At 71.9% G+C, this 18,307-nt stretch carries 18 protein-coding genes; 8 read left to right on the top strand and 10 right to left on the bottom strand.

The annotated features are described in order from the left end of the window. The first annotated feature begins 51 nt into the window (after nucleotides 1-51). A complete protein-coding gene (locus DFI_RS05425; protein WP_027462431.1) occupies nucleotides 52-1,005 on the top strand; it encodes a nucleoside hydrolase in 954 nt (317 codons plus the stop codon). 4 nt (nucleotides 1,006-1,009) lie between these two features. Here DFI_RS05425 and DFI_RS05420 read toward each other — a convergent pair whose 3' ends face one another. Genes DFI_RS05420 through proB form a run of 3 tightly spaced genes read right to left on the bottom strand, consistent with a single transcriptional unit; the run spans nucleotide 1,010 to nucleotide 3,862 of the window. Continuing rightward, nucleotides 1,010-1,915: a DMT family transporter gene (locus tag DFI_RS05420; RefSeq protein WP_244940327.1), complete on the bottom strand. Its 906-nt coding sequence runs from the start codon at nucleotides 1,913-1,915 to the stop codon at nucleotides 1,010-1,012. 59 nt (nucleotides 1,916-1,974) lie between these two features. Beyond that, a complete protein-coding gene (locus DFI_RS05415) occupies nucleotides 1,975-2,724 on the bottom strand; it encodes a glucodextranase DOMON-like domain-containing protein (protein ID WP_244940326.1) in 750 nt (249 codons plus the stop codon). Nucleotides 2,725-2,770: 46 nt separating this feature from the next. Further along, complete coding sequence (gene proB, locus DFI_RS05410) at nucleotides 2,771-3,862, bottom strand: glutamate 5-kinase (RefSeq protein WP_022799702.1); 1,092 nt, start codon at nucleotides 3,860-3,862, stop codon at nucleotides 2,771-2,773. Nucleotides 3,863-4,052: 190 nt separating this feature from the next. On the opposite strand from proB, the gene DFI_RS05405 reads away from it, so the two are divergent. The 4 genes from DFI_RS05405 (at nucleotide 4,053) to DFI_RS05390 (ending at nucleotide 7,507) form a co-directional block, all read left to right on the top strand. Then, nucleotides 4,053-4,325 (top strand): cold-shock protein, encoded by a 273-nt coding sequence (locus DFI_RS05405; protein WP_022799703.1) that lies wholly within the window; start codon nucleotides 4,053-4,055, stop codon nucleotides 4,323-4,325. A gap of 177 nt (nucleotides 4,326-4,502) precedes the next feature. Continuing rightward, a complete protein-coding gene (locus DFI_RS05400; RefSeq protein ID WP_244940325.1) occupies nucleotides 4,503-5,636 on the top strand; it encodes a YjgN family protein in 1,134 nt (377 codons plus the stop codon). Next, complete coding sequence (locus DFI_RS05395; protein ID WP_027462427.1) at nucleotides 5,636-6,703, top strand: M48 family metallopeptidase; 1,068 nt, start codon at nucleotides 5,636-5,638, stop codon at nucleotides 6,701-6,703. Before DFI_RS05400 ends, DFI_RS05395 begins: the two co-directional genes overlap by 1 nt. A gap of 99 nt (nucleotides 6,704-6,802) precedes the next feature. Then, a complete protein-coding gene (locus DFI_RS05390; RefSeq protein WP_081425800.1) occupies nucleotides 6,803-7,507 on the top strand; it encodes an RluA family pseudouridine synthase in 705 nt (234 codons plus the stop codon). Here the strand turns inward: DFI_RS05390 and DFI_RS05385 are convergent. After that, nucleotides 7,504-8,514, bottom strand: coding sequence for an MDR family oxidoreductase (locus DFI_RS05385; RefSeq protein WP_027462425.1), 1,011 nt, complete (start codon nucleotides 8,512-8,514; stop codon nucleotides 7,504-7,506). The two genes, DFI_RS05390 and DFI_RS05385, sit on opposite strands and share 4 nt — an antisense overlap. A gap of 335 nt (nucleotides 8,515-8,849) precedes the next feature. Between DFI_RS05385 and DFI_RS05380 the strand changes: the two genes are divergently transcribed. After that, a complete protein-coding gene (locus tag DFI_RS05380) occupies nucleotides 8,850-10,187 on the top strand; it encodes a hemolysin family protein (protein WP_022799708.1) in 1,338 nt (445 codons plus the stop codon). Then, complete coding sequence (gene cdd / locus DFI_RS05375; protein ID WP_027462424.1) at nucleotides 10,184-10,639, top strand: cytidine deaminase; 456 nt, start codon at nucleotides 10,184-10,186, stop codon at nucleotides 10,637-10,639. The genes DFI_RS05380 and cdd overlap by 4 nt, the downstream gene beginning before the upstream one ends. 81 nt (nucleotides 10,640-10,720) lie before the next feature. On the opposite strand, the gene DFI_RS05370 is transcribed toward cdd, so the two are convergent. After that, complete coding sequence (locus DFI_RS05370) at nucleotides 10,721-11,569, bottom strand: SDR family oxidoreductase (RefSeq protein ID WP_027462423.1); 849 nt, start codon at nucleotides 11,567-11,569, stop codon at nucleotides 10,721-10,723. Nucleotides 11,570-11,653: 84 nt separating this feature from the next. Beyond that, a complete protein-coding gene (locus tag DFI_RS05365) occupies nucleotides 11,654-12,073 on the bottom strand; it encodes an Rrf2 family transcriptional regulator (protein WP_027462422.1) in 420 nt (139 codons plus the stop codon). Between the two features lie 151 nt (nucleotides 12,074-12,224). On the opposite strand from DFI_RS05365, the gene DFI_RS05360 reads away from it, so the two are divergent. Then, nucleotides 12,225-13,736, top strand: coding sequence for a histidine kinase N-terminal 7TM domain-containing diguanylate cyclase (locus DFI_RS05360; RefSeq protein WP_027462421.1), 1,512 nt, complete (start codon nucleotides 12,225-12,227; stop codon nucleotides 13,734-13,736). Nucleotides 13,737-13,794: 58 nt separating this feature from the next. On the opposite strand, the gene aceA is transcribed toward DFI_RS05360, so the two are convergent. The 4 genes from aceA to DFI_RS05340 all read right to left on the bottom strand — a co-directional run bounded on the left by aceA (nucleotide 13,795) and on the right by DFI_RS05340 (nucleotide 18,278). Further along, nucleotides 13,795-15,123, bottom strand: a complete 1,329-nt coding sequence (gene aceA, locus DFI_RS05355) for an isocitrate lyase (RefSeq protein WP_027462420.1) — start codon at nucleotides 15,121-15,123, stop codon at nucleotides 13,795-13,797. Nucleotides 15,124-15,216: 93 nt separating this feature from the next. Continuing rightward, a complete protein-coding gene (gene aceB / locus DFI_RS05350) occupies nucleotides 15,217-16,794 on the bottom strand; it encodes a malate synthase A (protein WP_027462419.1) in 1,578 nt (525 codons plus the stop codon). Between the two features lie 115 nt (nucleotides 16,795-16,909). After that, nucleotides 16,910-17,533 (bottom strand): HAD family hydrolase, encoded by a 624-nt coding sequence (locus tag DFI_RS05345; protein ID WP_027462418.1) that lies wholly within the window; start codon nucleotides 17,531-17,533, stop codon nucleotides 16,910-16,912. A 70-nt stretch (nucleotides 17,534-17,603) separates the two neighbouring features. Then, nucleotides 17,604-18,278 carry a hypothetical protein gene (locus DFI_RS05340; protein WP_081425783.1) on the bottom strand — a complete coding sequence of 225 codons (675 nt, stop codon included), beginning with the start codon at nucleotides 18,276-18,278 and terminating at the stop codon, nucleotides 17,604-17,606. Nucleotides 18,279-18,307: the final 29 nt, after the last annotated feature.

The following is an 18,307-nucleotide window of genomic DNA, read 5'->3' as shown; positions in this document are numbered from 1 at the left end:
AGGGGGTGTTCAGGTCGGCCGCCCCGCCGCCCACCTGAGTAGAATCCGCGCATGTCTGACCCTGCCTCTCCCCTGCCTGTGATTCTGGACGGCGACCCCGGCCTGGACGACGCTGTCGCGTGGTGGCTGTCCCTGGCCTCGCCGGCGCTGCGGGTGCTGGGCGTCACGGCGGTGCACGGCAACGTGGGCCTGGAGCGCACGGTGCGGAACACGGGCGTGATTCTGGCCCTGGCTGGGGCGCGCGGCGCGGCCGTGCCGTACTTCGTGGGCGCCGACCGGCCGCTGGTGCGGGGGGCGGTGCATGCCGAGGCGGTGCACGGCGAGTCCGGGCTGCCCGCGCAGGACCTGCCGGACCCGGCCGCCGCGCCGCAGGCCGGGCACGCGGTGGATTTCCTGCTGGACACGGCGGCCGCGCGGCCGGGGGTCACGGTGGTCGCCACCGGGCCGCTCACGAACCTGGCGCTGGCGCTGCGGCTGAACCCGGGCTGGGCGGCGCAGGTGCGGGAGGTGGTGTGGATGGGCGGCAGCACGGGGCTGGGCAACCGCACGCCCGCCGCGGAGTTCAATGCGCTGGCCGACCCGCATGCGGCGCGGGTGGTGTTCGAGTCGGGCGTGGCGCTGCGGATGGTGGGCCTGAACGTCACGATGACATGCCTCGCCACGCCGGACCGCCTGGACGTGATGCGCGCGCTGGGCAGCCGCGTGGGGAGCGTGAGCGCGGAACTGCTGGGCTTCTACGCCGGGGTGTACCGGCAGCGCTACGGGTTGGCGGGCGGCGCGCTGCACGACCCGCTGGCGGTGGGCGCGGTGCTGTGGCCGGATCTGTTCGGGTGGAAGGCCATGCACGTGCATGTGGAGACGCAGGAGGGCGTGAACTTCGGCCGGACGACCTGCGACGTGCATGGCGTCACCGAGGAACCCCGCAATGCCCAGGTCGCCGTGGACGTGGACGAGGCGGAGTTCTTCCGGCGGATGGCGGCCCTGCTGGGCAGCTACCCCGCCTGAGGGCCTACTCGACGGGGGGGTGTTCGGCCTTCTTGTCGAGGCTGAGGGTCAGGGCGGCCGCGATGACCAGCGCGGCGCCCAGCAGGGCCAGCGGCGCGAGGCGCTCCTGGAACAGCAGCGCGGCCAGGCCGGCGGCGACGACCGGTTCCAGGCTGGCGATCACGCTGGCGCGGGTGGCGGGCAGGTGTTTCAGGCCGGCGCTGTACGCCAGGTAAGCGAGGTACGTGGAGAGAAACGCGATGGCCAGCAGGCTGCCCCAGGCGGCCGGGGTCTTGGCGGCGAAGCTCACCAGGGGCAGCAGGCCCAGCGCGCCGACCGGCAGCGCGGCCGCGTACAGGGCGGCGGGCGTGTACGTGTGGAAGTAGGCCTTGCCGTACAGGTAGTACAGGCTGTACGTGAACCCGGCCGCCAGCCCGAACCCCAGGGCGGGGGCGCTGGCGGTCACGCCCTGGCCGCCGCCCAGGCTGATCAGGGCGATGCCGCCCAGCGTGCCGGCCACCGCCAGCAGGTCGCGCCCGCCCAGCCGCTCACGCAGGAAGGCCCAGCCGAGCAGGGCCACGAAGGCCGGCGCGGTGTACAGCAGCACGGACGCGAGGCTGGCCCCGCCGGCCTTCACGGCCAGCTGGTACGTGCCGTAGAAAGCGCTCACGCCCAGGATGCCGAACAGGGCCGTGACGCCCAGGTCCCGGCCGCGCGGCAGGGGGCTGCGGGTGGCGGCGGCGTGCGCGGCGAAGAGGGCCCCGCCCAGGCTGGCGCGCCAGAACGCGACTTCCAGGGCGCCCACCCCGGCATCCTGGGCCTGCTTGCCCAGGATGCCCAGCAGGCCCCACAGGACGGCGGCGGTCAGGATCAGCAGGGGGGCCGGCACGGCGGGGCGCGCGGCGTGGGAGGTCGCGGTGGGCAGGGTCACCGGGTCACGCTAGAGCATGCCGGCCCCGGGCCGCCCGGGCCTGCCCAGGGCGCCCGTGGTCAGAGATGGCGCTGGAGGCGGCGGCGCCACACGCCGCCCGCGATGGTGGCGGCCACACCCAGGAAGCCCAGGCCGGCCAGGGCGCCCGTGTACGTGTCTCGGGCCTGTCCGACTGAGGCGAGGGTGCCGCCGGTGAAGGCCAGGGTGTCGCCGGGCTCGGCGAGGACGTCCACGGGGCTGGGGGCGTTCTCGCGGGCGGCCTGCAGGGTCAGGGGGCTGCGGGTGGTGGTGGGGCGCAGCACGCCGTCCGGGCTGAGCGGCGAGTACAGGCTGCTGGTGACCCAGTAGGCGTACGTGCCGGCGGGCACGGCAGTGCGGATGGTGAGGGTGCGGCCGCTGACGGTCAGGACGGGGTCCCTGAGTTGCCGGGCGTCGGCAAGGTTGTTGCCGTACACGGCGCGCAGGGTGCTCCCGAACCCGGTGACGTGCAGGTGGTACCGCCAGCCGCCGCTGCGGGCGGTGAGGCCGGTGCCTTCCAGGCGGCGTTCCCCGCCGGCGGAACCGCGCACGAAGATGTCGATCACGCCGGCCGAGTACCCGCTGGGCGCGCCGTAGGGGTTGCCGGCCTGGCCGAGCGTGACGGTGAAGGTCATGCCGTCCTCGCTGCGTTCGGCGGTGAAGGTGTCGAGGTCGAGCATGCGTTCGGTCACGGCGGGCCGCTGGGGGTAGATGTACCCGCCGTCGCCGCGGGCGTCGCCGCTGGGGTCGGTGAAGGTCATCAGGGCGGCGGCAAGCACGGGCAGAAACACGCCGCGCAGTATAGAACTGCCGGGCCCGGCGCTTCCGGCCGCGGGCTTACAGGCGGATCAGGTCGTCGCGGTGCACGGCTTCCGGGCCGTAGGTGTAGCCGAGTTGCGCCTCGATGTCGCGGGAGTGCCGCCCGGCGATGCGGGTGAGGTCCGCGGCGGCGTAGCGGGTGAGGCCGCGGGCCAGTTCCGCGCCGTCCGGGCCGGTGAGGCGCACGGTCTGGCCGCGCTGGAAGTCGCCGTCCACGCGGGTGATGCCGGCGGGCAGCAGGCTGCTGCCGCGCTCGCGGATGGCGCGGGCCGCGCCCTCGTCGAGGTGCAGGCGGCCGGGGGCGACCTCGGCCAGAATCCAGCGTTTGCGGGCTTCCAGGCGGGTGGTGGCGGGGTGAAAGCGGGTGCCGTGGCGTTCGCCGGCGACCAGGCGGGGCAGGATGTCGGGGATGTCGCCGCTGGCGATTACGACGGGCGTGCCGGCGCGGGTGGCGATCTCGGCCGCCTGGATCTTGGTGTGCATGCCGCCGGTGCCGCGGTGACTGCCGGCGCCGCCCGCGAGCGCCCAGATGTCCGGGGTGACGCGGGGCACGTCGGGAATCAGGGTGGCGTCGGGGTGGGTGCGGGGGTCGGCGGTGTACAGGCCGGGCGCGTCGGTCAGGATGACCAGCAGGTCGGCCTCGAGCAGGTTCGCGACGAAGGCGGAGAGGGTGTCGTTGTCGCCGAGTTTGATCTGTTCGAGGGTGACGGCGTCGTTCTCGTTGATGACCGGCAGCACGCCGCGCGACAGGCAGCTTTCCAGGGTGGTGCGGGCGTTGAGGTAACGGGTGCGGTTGCGGAAGTCGTCGGCGGTGAGCAGCACCTGCGCAACCTGCAGGTCGTACAGGTCGGCCAGGGTGGCGTAGGTGTGCATCAGGCGGCCCTGGCCGATGGCGGCCAGCAGCTGTTTTTCGGCCAGGGTGCGGTCGCGGGGGGGGAAGTTCAGCGCTTCCCAGCCGGCGAGCACGGCGCCGCTGGTGACCAGGGCGGGCTGGTGCCCGGCGGCGCGCAGCCCGGCGAGGCCGCGCATCAGGTCCACCAGCCGGGGGCGGTGGAGGCGGTCGGTCCCGGCGGTCAGGACGCTGGTGCCGAGTTTCAGGACCACGCGCATGCCCCCAGCTTAGCCAGGGTGCGGCGCGGGCCGGCCGTGGGCTTCCAGACAGGCGGCAAGGCCGGCTCAGATGTGCGGCAGCGTCCGGGCAAACGTGCGATAATGCCCGCGTCTCAAGTCCCGGCCAGTTGATGGTTCCGGCCCAGAGGGTAGGGGCCTGGCCGGGGCGACGTGAGATGCAAGGAGAGTTATGGCTCAAGGTCGAGTAAAGTGGTTCAACGTTGAGAAGGGCTACGGCTTCATCGAGCACCCCGGCAACCCCGACGTGTTCGTTCACTACAGCGCCATCCAGAGCGGCGGCTTCCGCAAGCTGAACGAGGGCGACGAAGTGGAATTCGAAGTTGAGGCCGGCCAGGGCAACAAGGGCCCCCAGGCCAAGAACGTGGTTGTGACCAACGCCGCGCCCGCCCCCGTGGGTGGTCAGGGCGGCATGGGCGGCAACCGCGGCGGCAGCCGCTGGTAATCCACCCCCGGGTGGATCGCCGCGCCGCAACCCGTCAACGCTGAGTCTCTCATTCACGCTATTTCCGATGGAAGGGCAGCCCGTCCGGGTTGCCCTTCCTCTGTTGCGGGCCCTGTGGTGCGAACCCCGTGGCAGGTGCGGCCCGGGGGGCGGGCACGCTCCATTAGGATGCACTCAATGTCCCTGCCCGATCCTGCCGCGCCGCACGGCGCCCCGGTCCTGTCCCGTCACGCCGTGGCCCCGCCTGCTCCCACGGCGCCCGCAGCGGTGACGGAACACCCCATGACGTTTACCGGCACGGCCGGCGAGTACTTCCGCATCTGGATCGTGAACGTGGCCCTGACGGTCGTGACGCTGGGCGTGTACCTGCCGTGGGCGCGGGTGCGGACCCGGCAGTACTTCTACGGGCACACCTGGGTGGACGGGCAGAATTTCGAGTACCGCGCCAACCCGCTGGCGCTGCTGCGCGGGTACCTGCTGGTGGGCTTCCTGTTCGCGGTGTACGCCCTGTCCTCGAACTCCGAGCGGACGATCTGGATTTCCATCGTTCTGGCGCTGCTGTACGCGGCGCTGTACCCGTGGGTGGTGCGGCAGTCCATGCGTTTCCAGGCGGTGAACACCTGGCACCGCGGCCTGAACTTCCACTTTCTGGGCACGCTGAAGGGCTCGTACTTCGCGTATGGCCTGGCGAACGTCGCGGCCGGCGTGATCGGGCTGCTGCTGCCGTGGGCGTGGCACGAGCAGCGCAAGTACCAGGTGCAGAACCTGACGTACGGGCAGGCGCGCGGGGCGTTTCGCGGGGACGTCGCGCCGTTTTTCACGTTCTGGATCACGGCGGTGGGCATCGGGGTGGGGAGCCTGCTGCTGATCGGCGTGCCGCTGCTGGCGCTGTTCTTCACCTCGGGCTCGAACCCCTTCGAGGAGGACGGCTTCTCCACCGGGCTGATCGTGGCGCTGGGCCTGGGGTACGTGCTGTTCCTGCTGCTGAGCGCGACGTCCTGGCAGTACGTGCGCGGCGCGATCATGAAGTACGTGCTGAACAACGCCGAGCTGGGCGGTGTGGTGCGGTTCCGGGCGTCGTTCAGCCCGTGGCGGCTGGCGTGGATCGGCGTGACGAACACCCTGGCGCAACTGCTCACGCTGGGGCTGGCGACGCCGTGGGCGGCGATGCGCCGCGCGAAGTACGTCACGGAGGGCATCACGGTGCGCACCATCACCAACCTCGACGAGTTCGCGTCGGCCGGCCCGGGGCAGGAGTCCGCGCTGGGTGAGGCCGCCACCGAACTGCTGGACATCCAGGTGGGCTTCTGATGACGGGTCCCGGGGCGGAACTGCACGGGGTGTACTTCGACGGCCGCAGCAGCCGCGACCACCCCGCCACGCTGCACCTGGGCGCGCAGGCGGCGGTGCTGGTGGTGCCTTCGCTGGGCCGAGAGGACCGCTGGGCGCCGGCGGAGCTGAGGGTGGACCCGGCCATTCCCGGGGTGCGCCGCAGCGTGAACTTTCCCGGCGGGGGCCGCTTCGAGACGAGGGACGACGCGGCCCTGTCGGCCTGGGAGGCCCAGACGGGCCGCAACCGGGGCATGCGGCGGGTGCGGGGCCTGGAATCCCGCTGGCCGACCGCGCTGGGCGCCCTGCTGATCTCCGGGGTGGCGCTGTGGGGCACGCTGGTGTACGGCGTGCCGGCCGCGGCCCGGCAGGCGGCGCGGGTCACGCCCCCAAACGTCCTGGCGACCTTCGACGCCGAGACGATGAAGGTGCTGGAGGCCCAGGAGTACCTGTGGCCGTCGCGGCTGCCGGCGGCGCGTCAGGCGCAGCTGCAGCGGGCGTTTGGGGGGATCGCGCGGCAGGCGGGCGGGCCGTACCGGTACCGGCTGCTGCTGCGGCGCGGCAGCGAGGACGTGGGCGCGAACGCCTTCGCGCTCCCGAACGGCACGGTCGTGATGACCGACCAGCTGGTGGCCCTGGCGAAGTCCGACCGGGAACTGCTGGGCGTGCTGGCGCACGAGGCGGGGCACGTCACGCACCGGCACGGGCTCGCCGGGGTGTACCAGGCGCTGGGCCTCACGCTGCTGTCCACCGTGGTGACCGGCGACCTGGTCAGCGCGGGGACGTTCGCGGCGGCCGCGCCGGCGGCGCTGCTGCAGAGCGGGTACTCCCGGCAGGCGGAAGCGGAGTCCGACCGGGTGGCCGGGCAGTACCTGATGGAGGCGTACGGCACCACCGAGCCCCTGCGCGCGATCCTGGTGCGGCTGGAAGAGGACCACGCCCGGGAGGGCGGCGCGGAGGACTCGTCACTGCTGGACCTGATCCGCACGCACCCGGGCACCGACGAGCGCGTGCGGTTCCTGCGGTCCCTGGAGGGCGCGGCCCCCTGAGGCCTGGAGGACGGAGGCGTGGGGTACTCTGCCCCGGTGAGCGCCGAGGCCTCCCCTTCCCTGCCCCTGCCGCGCCTGCCGAGCACGGAGCGGCCGCGCGTGGTGCTGGAACACCCGGATTTCCTGGTGGTGCACAAGCCCGCGCTTTGGCTGGCGCACCCGGTGCGCGGCCGGGTGGAGCTGCCGGACGTGGTGTCGTTCATGCGGGCCGAGCGGGACGAGCCGGACCTGGCGCCCCCGCACCGCCTGGACCGGGAGACGAGCGGCGCGGCCGTGCTGTCCCGCGACACGGACGCCGCCCGCCGGTTCTTCACGCTGTTCAAGACGCACCTGGTCGGGAAGACGTATCTGGCGGTGGTGCGCGGCACGCCGGACTGGGAGCGGCGCACGCTGGACGCCCCGCTGGGCGAGCTGGGCCTGGGGGGCGCGAACCGCGTGGCGATCCGGCAGGCGGTCGTGCCGAACGGCCGCCCGGCCGTGACGGACTTCCGGGTGGTGGCCCGCCGGGCCGGGCACGCGCTGATCGAGGCGTACCCGCGCACGGGGCGGCTGCACCAGATTCGCGCGCACCTGCGGCACCTGGGCCTGCCGATGGTGGGGGACAAGATCTACGGCCCGGACCCGGACGCCTTCCTGGAGTTCGTGCAGACCGGGCAGACGCCGGAGCTCACCGCGCGGCTGGGCCTGCCCCGGCAGGCGCTGCACGCCGCGCGGATCGCCTTTCCGTGGGACGGGGCGCAGGTGGTGGCCGAGGTGCCCCTGGCGCCGGACATGCAGGCGTACTGGGACGCGCTGCCGCTCTAGGCGTTCACGTCGATGACGGTGCGGCCGCGCACCTGTCCGGCCAGGATGGCCTGCGCCAGGGCGGGCAGCTCGCTCAGGCCGCGCACGCGGGTCACGTCGGTCAGGGCGGCGGCAGGCAGGTCGCGGGCCAGGCGGCCCCACGCGGCCTCACGGCGGCTGGGCGGGCAGGTCACGGAGTCGATGCCGAGCAGGTTCACGCCGCGCAGGATCAGGGGGTACACGGTCGTGTCCAGTTTGGCGCTGGCGGCCAGGCCGCACACGGCGAGGCTGCCGTGCGTGCGGGTGGCGGCGTACGCGCCTGCCAGGGTGGCGCCGCCCACGGTGTCGATCACCCCGTCCCAGCGTTCGCTTTCCAGGGGTCGGGTCAGGCCCGACACGGCCTCCCGGCCGATCACGGTGCGGGCGCCGAGGGCCTTGAGGTAGGGTTCCTCGTCGGGGCGGCCGGTGCTGGCGGTCACGTTGAAGCCGGCCTTGGCGAGCAGGGCGACGGCGGTGCTGCCCACGCCGCCGGCCGCACCGGTCACGAGCACCTCGGCTTCCTCGCCGCGTTTCAGGCCGTGGTCCTCCAGGGCCATCACGGCGAGCATGGCGGTGAACCCGGCGGTGCCGACGCTCATGGCCCACTGGGCGTCGGTGCCGTGCGGCAGGCGGGTGAGCCAGGCGGCGGGCACGCGGGCCAGGGTGGCGTACCCGCCGTCGTGCCGCTCGCCCAGGCCCCAGCCGGTAATGAGCACGCCCTCGCCCGCCGTGAATTCCCCGGTCTCGTCGTGCAGGACCGTGCCGGCCAGGTCGATGCCGGGGGTCATCGGGTGGCGCTTTAGGATGCCGGGGCGGCCGGCGACGGCCATGCCGTCTTTGTAGTTCAGGCTGGAGTGGGTGACCTGCACGGTCACGTCCCCGGTGGGCAGGTCCGTGCTGGGCAGGGTCTGGAGTTCGGCGCGGGGCTGGCCGTCGTCGCCTTTCACGACGCGCAGGGCTCGGTAGTGTTCGGGCAGGGCGTGGGTCATGCGGGGCCTCCTGGGGCGGAACGGGTTTGGGCTGGTGTGCTGGCGTTAGCCTACCCCCCGCGCCCGCCTTCAGGCCGGCCCAACGCTGTGCGCCCGGGCCTTAAGGATTCGGTCAAGGTCCCTTCAGGTGGGCGTGATAGACTGGAACCTGTTTATGGAGCCTCCCAGTTCTGGCTCACTGACCGCGTCCGGCCCTGACCGCCAACCGGCGGCCTTTTTACGGCCTGGCACCCCACTTTCCGGAGACCGACGCGCCTCCCTGACCTGTTCAGGGAGCGTGGGCAGCATGGCCTGTGCGGATCTCCGGGGCGCGAATATTGGAGCGCGCCACATCCATGAATGATCTGCTGGGCCTGCTGGCCATGTTCGTTCTTGTCGTCATGAACGGGTTTTTCGTCGCTGCCGAGTTCGCGCTGGTCAGCGTGCGCCGCACCCGCATCGACCAGCTCGCCGATGAAGGCAACACCACCGCCCGCCTGACGCAGCGGGCCCTGCGCAACCTCGACCTGTACATCGCCGCCACGCAGCTCGGGATCACCATGGCGTCCCTGGCGATCGGCTTCGTCGCCGAGCCCGCCATCGAGCACCTGATCCACCCGCTGCTCGAAGGGCGCAACCTGACCGAGGCGAACATCAAGGCGATCAGCTTCGGGCTGGCGTTCGCGATCAGCACCATTCTGCACATCGTGATCGGGGAACTCGCGCCGAAAAGCTGGGCGCTGCAACGCCCCGAGCAGGTCTCGCTGCTGGTCACGCGGCCCCTGCGGATCTTCGCGCTGGTGTTCCGCTGGGCCATCGTGGGCCTGAACGCCCTGGGCAACGGTGTGGTGCGCCTCTTCGGGCTCAAGGGCGTCGCCGGGCACCACAGCGCGTACTCCGAAGAGGAGATCCGCATGATCGTCAGCGCCTCCAGCCAGGAAGGCGTGCTGGAAGACGACGAGAAGGAACTCGTGTACAACGTCTTCGACCTGTCGGACACCACCGTGCGCGAGGTGATGACGCCCCGGGTGGACATGATCGTCGCCGACAGCGCCGCGCCGGTGCGCCGCCTGATCGAGATGAACGCCGAGCACGGCTACTCCCGCGTGCCCGTCTTTCAGGACAGCGCGGACAACATCGTGGGCATCGCGCACACCAGCGACGTCCTGAGTCACCTCGACCAGCTGGACCACACCACCCTGGCCGACGTGATGCGCCCCGTGTTCTTCGTGCCCGAAGGCATGAAGATCAAGGACCTGCTCGCCAAGATGCGCGAGAAGAAAAGCCACATGAGCATCGTCGTGGACGAGTTCGGCGGCACCAGCGGTCTCGTGACCCTGGAAGACGCCCTGGAGGAGATCGTCGGCGAGATCTACGACGAGACCGACGAGGAGGAAGTCCCCATGATCGAGGTGCTCGGCGAGGGCATCTACCTCATGGACGCCAGCCTCACCGTGCACGAGGTCGAGGAACGCCTGCACAGCAACATCGAGGACGGCGAGGGCGAATTCGACACCCTGTCCGGGTTCGTCACGTCCCACTTCGGTGACATCCCGGAAACCGGGCAGAGCTTCGTGCACAACGGCTGGGCCTTCACCGTCGAGGACGCCGACCAGCGCCGCGTGAACCGCGTCCGCGTGGAACGCGCCCGCACCGACCTGTTCTCCGAACCTGAGGAAACCGCACCCGTATGACCCACACCCAGCAATCCGGCAACGCCCTGAACCTCCAGCCCGACCCGCAGCTGCTCGAAGGGGCCCAGGCGGCCTTCAAGCAGGCGTACGCGCCGTACAGCAAGTTCCGCGTGGGCGCCGCACTGCGCACCCCGGACGGCCGCGTGTACTTCGGCGCGAACGTCGAAAACGCCAGTTACGGCCTGGGCCGCTGCGCCGAACAGAGCGCCGTGCAGGCCATGGCGACCGCCGGTGCCCGCGACTTCACGGACATCGTCGTGTACTCCGAGGCCAGCCCGCCCGCCAGCCCGTGCGGCGCGTGCCGGCAGGTGCTGTTCGAGTTCGCGCCGGACGCCCGCGTGGTGTGCGTGAACCAGCACGGCGAGGTCGTCAGCGGCCTCGTGCGGGACTTCCTGCCGCACGGCTTCCGCCTGGAACACCGCGACGACGGGCACGACGTCGGCACCGAGTAACCCGGACGGACCCCAAGAGTTAGGACCACCCCGGCCGGGTGGTCCCTATTCATTGAGTGGGCCCGGGGGTCCGGGCGCGCCTCAGTTCAGGGCGGCGCGGACACCCTCGCTCAGCGTGGTGGTGGGGCGGCCGATCAGGCGGCGCAGGTCGCCGGACTCGGTGTACAGGTCGCCCTGGGCGAGGTGCGCGTCGGAGTCGGCGAGCATGTCGGCCACCGGGGCGGGCAGGCCCACGCCGCGGAGCATGTCGGCGTACGCGTCCGGGGTCATGTTCTGGTACGTGACGGGTCGGCCGGTCTGCGCCTGGATCTCGGCGGCCAGGTCGCTCAGGGTGAAGGCGTGGTCGCCGCCGAGTTCGTACACGGCGTTCTCGTGGCCCGGTTCGGTCAGGACCGCGGCGGCGGCCTCGGCGTAGTCGGCGCGGCTGGCAGCGCTGACGCGGCCCTCGCCGGCGGCGCCGGCCAGCATGCCGTGCTGGGCGGCCTGGGCGGGGTTGTAGTTTTCCAGGTACCAGCTGTTGCGCAGCAGGACGAAGGGCAGGCCGGAGGCGCGGATCAGGGCCTCGGTGGCGCGGTGATCGTGCGCGAGCCCCAGGCCGGAGGTGTCGGCGCGCAGGAGGCTGGTGTAGGCGAGCAGCTTCACGCCGGCGCGCACAGCGGCGTCCACGACGTTGCGGTGCTGGTCCACGCGGCCGTTCATGTCGCTGGAGGAGATCAGCAGCAACCGGTCCACGCCCTGCAGGGCAGCGTCCAGGGTGTGGGGCTGGGTGTAGTCGGCCTGCCGGACGGTGACGCCCTGGGCCGCGAGGTCGGCGGCCCTGGCGGGGTCGCGCACCAGGGCGACGAGGGTGTCCGGGGACACGCCGCGCTGGAGGAGGGCCTGGATGGTGAGGCGGCCGAGGTGGCCGGTGGCTCCGGTGATGGCGATCATGGGGACTCCTGGGGTCCGGGGCGCCGGACGGGCGACGAGAGGGCCTGATGTAATGAAAAAACTGACAGGGCGGGGCAAAAAAAGTCAGGCGAGGGCGCCGGCGGTAGCCAGGGCGGCGTGCACGTCCGCGAGGCGCACCTGCGCCAGCCGGGCCTCCAGCGCCGCCTGGGCTTCCCCGAACACCTCGTCCAGCACGCCCTGGATGCCCGCGCCGACCGGGCAGGCCGGGTTGGGCCGGGCGTGGCGCTTGAGCACCGTGTCCGGCGCGCCCACCGCGCGGTAGACGTCCAGCAGGCTGATCTGGTCGGCCGGGCGGGCCAGGTGCGCGCCGGGCACGCCCCGCTGCGTGACGAGCAGCCCGCCGCGGCGCAGCAGGCCTGTGACGTGCCGGATCACCACCGGGTTGACGCCCACGCTTCCGGCCATCTCCTCGGAGCTCATGGGCTCTTCCGAGGTGCCCACGAGCGCGAGGATGTGCACGGCGATGGCGTACTGGCTGTTCATCCGGTCCTCCCTGTTCTCCGGTGGGCCAGGGCCCGACCTTGTCATCATTTTAGTGACAACTCGGTTTCTGTCAACCAAGGGGCCGTGAGACTTTCGCAAGGGCCCCTCCATTAATGTGCGGTGAAGCGGCCCGTCCCGCCCGTGCCCAGCCATGACCCCTCCCCTGCCCCCCGCCACCCACCTGCCCCTGCTGGCCCTGCTGGCGACCGTGCTGATGGTCGGCAACGTGCTGCCCCGCGCCCGGCAGCCGCTGCCCCGCGCGTTCCTGGGCGTGCTGCTGGGCAACTGCGTGTGGCTGGGCGGCGACATCCTGGCCGCCATGACCCCCGACCCGCACACCCAGTGGACGCTGGGCGAGGTGCAGTTCCTGGGCATCCTGACCGTGCCCGTGGCGTGGCTGGTCCTGGCCCTGCGGCACCTGCAACCGGACCCCGAGCCCGTCCCGCCGCGGCGCCTGCTCGCCCTGCTGGCCGTGCCGCTCCTGACCCTGGCCCTGATCCTCACGAACGGCCAGCACCAGCTGATCTGGCGCCTCCCCCCGGGCGCCCCGGCCACCTGGGAGACCGTGCAGCGCCTGCCGCTGTACTGGCTGACCGTCGTGGGGTACGCCAACCTGATGCTCGCCTGGGGCGCGGCGCGGCTGCTGCCCGCCTGGCGCGCCGCGCGGGGCGCCGAGCGCCACCAGATCACCGTGATGCTGTTCGCCATGCTGGCCCCCAGCCTCGCGAACGTGGCGTACCTGCTGGGCGCCCTCACGCTGCCCAGCGGGATCAGCCCGGTGCCGGTGTTCCTGGCAGCCGGACTGGTGCCGGTCGCGTGGGCCATGCGGCACTACGGCCTGCTGCGCGTGGCCCCCCTGGTGCACCGCCAGATCGTGGAGCAGCTGGGTGACGCGGTGTTCGTGCTGGACACCCAGGGCCGCGTGCTGGACACGAACGGCCGCGCCGCCGCGCTGGCCGGTCAGCCGGCCCCGGCACTGCGCGGCCGGCGGCTGACGCAGGTGTTCCCCGGCTGGCCGGACCTCCCCGACGACCGCCCGGTGGAGTGGCGCCCCGGCGATCAGGTGTGGGAACTGCAGGGTTCCACGGTCCGCAACGCCCGCGGGGTGGCGCTGGGACAGGCGGTGGTGGCGCGCGACGTGACGGCCCGCACGCACGAGCACGCCCGCGTGCAGCGCCTTGCGAACGAGGACACCCTGACCGGGCTCGGCAACCGCCGGGCCTTCGAGACGGACCTGGCCCGGGAAACGGCGCGGGCGTCCCGGCACGCGCTGACGATGGGCGTAGCGATGATCGACCTGGACGGCCTGAAGGCCGTGAACGACCTGCACGGGCACGCACACGGCGACGCGCTGCTCTCGGCGTTCGGGCGGGCCCTGCCGGGCGCGTTCCGGCCCGAGGACCGCGCCTACCGCCTGGGCGGGGACGAGTTCGCGCTGCTCCTGGCCCACAGCGCCGTGGAGGGCGTGCCGGCCATTCACGAGCGGGTGGCTCAGGTGGTGCGGGACGTGCAGGCCCGCGGCTTCCCGGAAATGGACGCCAGCGTGGGCGTGGCGTACTTCCCGGGGGACGGGCAGGGCGACGCCCTGGTGGCGGTGGCCGACGCGCGCATGTACGCCCAGAAACTGGAGCGCCGCGCCGGCCGGACAGCGCCACGCGCCTGAGGGGAACCCGGGATTTCCGGGTTCCCCTCAGCGGCGCTGCGCGAATCAACTGGGCGGGTCAGTCGTGCGCGGCGGCGAACTCTCTGCTCTGCCCGAACTGCTGCGCCTCGGTGCTGCCGGCCAGGGCGGTGGTGCTGCTCTGCCCGCCGCCCGCGGCGGTGGACACCAGGTCGAAGTACCCGGTGCCGACCTCGCGCTGGTGCTTCACGGCGGTGAAGCCGCGGTCCTGGGCGGCGAACTCGCGTTCCTGCAACTCCACGAAGGCGCTCATCTGGCGGCGGGCGTAGCCGTACGCGAGGTCGAACATGCTCATGTTCAGCGCGTGGAAGCCGGCCAGGGTGATGAACTGGAACTTGTAGCCCATCTTGCCCAGTTCCACCTGGAATTTCGCGATGGTCTCGTCGTCCAGGTTCTTCTTCCAGTTGAAGCTGGGCGAGCAGTTGTACGCCAGCAGCTTGCCGGGGAACTGGGCGTGCACGGCCTCCGCGAAGCGGCGGGCGTCGTCCAGGTTGGGCACGCTGGTCTCGCACCAGATCACGTCGGCGTAGGGGGCGTAGGCCAGGGCGCGGGAGATGGCCTGCTCGATGCCGGGGGTCACGTAGTAGAAGCCTTCCGGGGTGCGCTCCCCGGTGCAGAAGGGCCGGTCGTTCTCGTCCACGTCGCTGGTGAGCAGGTTCGCGGCGTCGGCGTCGGTGCGGGCGATCAGGACGGTGGGCACGCCGCTCACGTCCGCGGCGAGCCGCGCGGCGTTCAGGGTGCGGATGAACTGGGAGGTGGGCACCAGCACCTTGCCGCCCAGGTGCCCGCACTTCTTCTCACTGGCGAGCTGGTCCTCGAAGTGCACGCCGGCGGCGCCCGCCTCGATCATGGCCTTCATCAGCTCGAAGGCGTTCAGGGGCCCGCCGAAGCCGGCCTCGGCGTCCGCGACGATCGGCACGAAGTAATCGATGTCGTTTTTCCCTTCGCTGGTCTGGATCTGGTCGGCGCGGCGCAGGGTGTTGTTGATGCGCTTGACGACGTCCGGCACGCTGCTCGCCGGGTACAGGCTCTGGTCGGGGTACATCTGCCCGGCGTTGTTCGCGTCGCCGGCAACCTGCCACCCGCTGAGGTAGATGGCCTTCAGGCCGGCCTTGACCTGCTGCATGGCCTGGTTGCCGGTCAGGGCGCCCAGGGCGTTCACGAAGGGTTCGTCCTTCATCATGCGCCAGAGTTTCTGCGCGCCGTGCTTGGCCAGGGTGAACTCGATGGGCAGGCTGCCACGCAGTTTCACGACGTCCTCGGCGGAGTAGTTGCGGCGGATGCCCTGCCAGCGTTCCTCGGTCTGCCAGGTCTTCTCCAGAATCTCGGCGGGGGTGCGGGGCGTGCGCAGCTGCTCGGGGGTGGTCATGGTGGGTCCTCCTGGGGGTGTGGGGGGCGGTCCCGCGCCCGGGCGGGCGAAGGTGATGGGGGGCTTTGAAAGGCGCGGGGCGCCGGGGGTGGGTCAGGTGAGGTGCTGGTAGCCGGGCACGGTCAGGAACTCCTCGAAGGTGTCCTGCGTGATCAGCGTCTGGAGAAGTGCGGCCGCCTCGCGGATGCGGGCTTCGCGCCCCGGCTGTTCACGGGTCAGGCGGTTGGCGTGCGCGTCAATCAGGCGGGTCAGGCCCTCGGGGGTGATGGGGGTACCGTCCTCGGTGCGCTGCTCGGTGTGCGCCCACTGCCACAGCTGCGCGCGGCTGATCTCGGCGGTGGCGGCGTCCTCCATCAGGTTGTGGATGGGCACCGCGCCGCGCCCGTCCAGCCACGCCGCGAGGTACTGGATGCTGACGTCCACGTTGGTGTTCACGCCGCCTTCCGTGATCTTTCCCTGGGGCGGGGTGAGGAGGTCCGCGGCCGTCACGGTGAGGTCCAGCTGCTTGCCGCAGCCGATCTGGTTGGGCCCGGGCATCAGGCGGTCGAACACCTCGGTCGCCAGGGCGACCATGCCGGGGTGCGCGACCCAGGTGCCGTCGTGGCCGTTCGTGGCCTCGCGTTCCTTGTCCACACGCACCTGCTCGAAGGCCCGTTCGTTCTTCTGGGGGTCGCCTTTCACCGGGATGAAGGCGCTCATGCCGCCGATGGCGGGCGCGCCGCGCCGATGGCAGGTGCGGATCGCGAGGCGGCTGTAGGCCTGCATCATGGGGGTCGCCATGGTGACCTGCGCCCGGTCGGGCAGGATGCGGTCGTGCCGGGTGCGGAACTTCTTGATGTAGCTGAAGATGTAGTCCCAGCGGCCGCAGTTCAGCCCCGCGGAGTGCTCGCGCAGCTCGTACAGGATCTCGTCCATCTCGAACGCGGCCAGGATCGTCTCGATCAGCACGGTGGCGCGGATGGTGCCCCGTTTCAGGTGCAGGTGATCCTCGGTGAAGGTGAACACGTCGTTCCACCAACGGGCTTCCAGGTGCGATTCCAGTTTGGGGAGGTAGTAGTACAGCCCGGTGCCCTGGCTGCGGCGCTCGTGGGCGTTGTGAAAGGCGTACAGCCCGAAGTCGAAGAGGCTCCCGGACAGCGCGCGGTCCCCGAGGGCAGCGTGCTTCTCGTCCAGGTGCAGGCCGCGCGGGCGGACCAGCAGGGTGGCGGTCGTGGGGTTCAGGCGGTACGCCTTGCCTCCCGTGTCCAGGCGGATGGTGCGGCGCACGGCGTCCATCAGGTTCACCTGCCCGTCCAGGCAGTTGGTCCAGGTGGGGCTGTTGGCGTCCTCGAAGTCGGCCATGAACATGCGGGCGCCGCTGTTCAGGGCGTTGATGACCATCTTGCGGTCCACCGGGCCGGTGATCTCCACCCGGCGGTCCAGGAGGTCATCGGGCAGCGGGGCGATCTTCCAGTCCCCGGCGCGGATGTCGGACGTTTCCGTCAGGAAGTCCGGGAGTTCCCCGGCGTCCAGGCGGCGCTGGCGGTCCTGGCGGGCGGCGAGCAGTTCCAGGCGGCGGTCATCAAAGCGGTCGTGGAGTTCCTCGAGGAAGGCGAGTGCGCCGGCGGTCAGCACCCGGTCCGCCTGGGGGTGCGGCTGGTGCGTGATGCGGGTGCGGGTGGTCTGGGTCATGCGGTGCCTCCTGTGCCGTGCGGGCTGATGGGGGCATTGTGCGGACCGGCACCGTTCAAAAGAAGTGGTGTACCTCCGCGGCCGGGAAGTACACCACTTTCACAGGTACACCACTTCAGGGGACGGGCACCCCCAGCCACCCGGCCAGCTCCCCCCGGAAGCGGTCATGCTGCTCGTGCGAGTACAGCAGGCCGTGAAAACCGGACTCTCGCGCCGCGTCGATGTTCTCCTGCACGTCGTCCACGAACGCCACCTGCCCGGCCGGCACGCCCATCGCCACCTCCAGCGCCGCGAACGCCTCTGGGGCCGGCTTCTTGTGCCCCAGTTCGTTGCTGAACACCAGCGCGTCGAACCGCGCGAACCGGGCGTCCCGCCGCAGGTGATCACTCACGACCGGGTAGTTGTTGCTCAGCAGCCCCACCCGCACCGCCCGCGGCAGGCCTTCCAGCGTGGCGTACATGGCCCCGTTGTCGTGAATGCTGCCCAGGTACAGGGGCTCGAACGCCTCGTACGGCAGCGTCACGCCCGTCTCCTGCGCCAGCACGTCATAGAACTGCGGCAGGCTCCAGGCGCCCACCTCCAGCTGCCGCACGTGCCGGAAGTAACTCTCGCGCACCCGGTCCACCGGCACGCCCGCCCGCTCCGCGAGGTTCTGCGTGCTGCGCCCATCGAAGGTGCCCACCGTGAACACGCCGCCCCAGTCGAAGGCGACGTGCCGCTCCTGCCCTGCTGCTGTCATGCCCCCATTGTTCCGCCGGGCCACCCGGCGCGCAGGACAGCTGTGCAGACCAACCGGCCCGGGACGACGTTCAGTCCTCGCGCAGCAGCAGACCGCGCCGGTCCCAGGCGTCCACGTTCCGGCGGTGCAGCCGCTCCCAGGCGGCCGCCCAGCCGCCCTCCGCCGGCAGTTTCAGGCCGCGGCCGTGGCGCGCCAGGTGCAGGCGGTGGGCCTCCAGCAGCTCCGGCAGGGCCGCGCCGGGCAGGTGCCGCACCGCCACCAGTTCGGTGGGCACCGGCGAGGGCAGCGCCGGCCGGTTGGTGGTCAGGACGCCTTCCACCCCGCTCGCGTCGTCCCGCAGCCAGCTCAGCACCTCCACGAAGGGGGGCGCGTCACGCCCGTCGGGCGATTCGTCCCAGCGCACCGTCACGGCCGTGTCCGGGCCGAGCAGGTACCCGCAGGCGTGAGAGAACCGGCGCTCCAGGGACAGCTGGCAGGGGCCCTGCGCGGCGGCGCCCAGCGCCCCCAGCGCGGCATGCAGGTCGTTCAGGGCGCGGGTCTGGCCCGGCGTGGCCCCCCACCCCTGCCCCGGCTGGCCGGACCCGGGCGCCACCCAGGGGTCCAGCGGCCACACCGGGCCGGGCAGCGGGCGGGCTTCCAGGCGGGCGCGGCTGACCTCCGGGTAGCGGGCCTGCAGGGCCTCGTCGCCCAGGAGTGCGGCGAGTTCCGCGTCACTCAGGGCGGCAAGGTTCAGTCGGACAGGCACGCCCAGCAGGATAGCGGCCCGCCGCCCGC

This window comes from Deinococcus ficus (assembly GCF_003444775.1).
Classification (GTDB): domain Bacteria; phylum Deinococcota; class Deinococci; order Deinococcales; family Deinococcaceae; genus Deinococcus; species Deinococcus ficus.
The sequence above is the reverse complement of the archived record's forward strand: the minus strand, read 5'-3'. Positions and strand labels throughout refer to the sequence as shown.

Coding starts and splice junctions, on each gene's coding strand:
- DFI_RS05425 (WP_027462431.1), top strand. CDS start 52: ATGTCTGACCCTGCCTCTCCCCTGCCTGTGATTCTGGACGGCGACCCC.
- proB (WP_022799702.1), bottom strand. CDS start 3,862: ATGCGCGTGGTCCTGAAACTCGGCACCAGCGTCCTGACCGCCGGGACC.
- DFI_RS05405 (WP_022799703.1), top strand. CDS start 4,053: ATGGCTCAAGGTCGAGTAAAGTGGTTCAACGTTGAGAAGGGCTACGGC.
- DFI_RS05400 (WP_244940325.1), top strand. CDS start 4,503: ATGTCCCTGCCCGATCCTGCCGCGCCGCACGGCGCCCCGGTCCTGTCC.
- DFI_RS05395 (WP_027462427.1), top strand. CDS start 5,636: ATGACGGGTCCCGGGGCGGAACTGCACGGGGTGTACTTCGACGGCCGC.
- DFI_RS05385 (WP_027462425.1), bottom strand. CDS start 8,514: ATGACCCACGCCCTGCCCGAACACTACCGAGCCCTGCGCGTCGTGAAA.
- DFI_RS05380 (WP_022799708.1), top strand. CDS start 8,850: ATGAATGATCTGCTGGGCCTGCTGGCCATGTTCGTTCTTGTCGTCATG.
- cdd (WP_027462424.1), top strand. CDS start 10,184: ATGACCCACACCCAGCAATCCGGCAACGCCCTGAACCTCCAGCCCGAC.
- DFI_RS05370 (WP_027462423.1), bottom strand. CDS start 11,569: ATGATCGCCATCACCGGAGCCACCGGCCACCTCGGCCGCCTCACCATC.
- DFI_RS05365 (WP_027462422.1), bottom strand. CDS start 12,073: ATGAACAGCCAGTACGCCATCGCCGTGCACATCCTCGCGCTCGTGGGC.
- DFI_RS05360 (WP_027462421.1), top strand. CDS start 12,225: ATGACCCCTCCCCTGCCCCCCGCCACCCACCTGCCCCTGCTGGCCCTG.
- aceA (WP_027462420.1), bottom strand. CDS start 15,123: ATGACCACCCCCGAGCAGCTGCGCACGCCCCGCACCCCCGCCGAGATT.
- aceB (WP_027462419.1), bottom strand. CDS start 16,794: ATGACCCAGACCACCCGCACCCGCATCACGCACCAGCCGCACCCCCAG.
- DFI_RS05345 (WP_027462418.1), bottom strand. CDS start 17,533: ATGACAGCAGCAGGGCAGGAGCGGCACGTCGCCTTCGACTGGGGCGGC.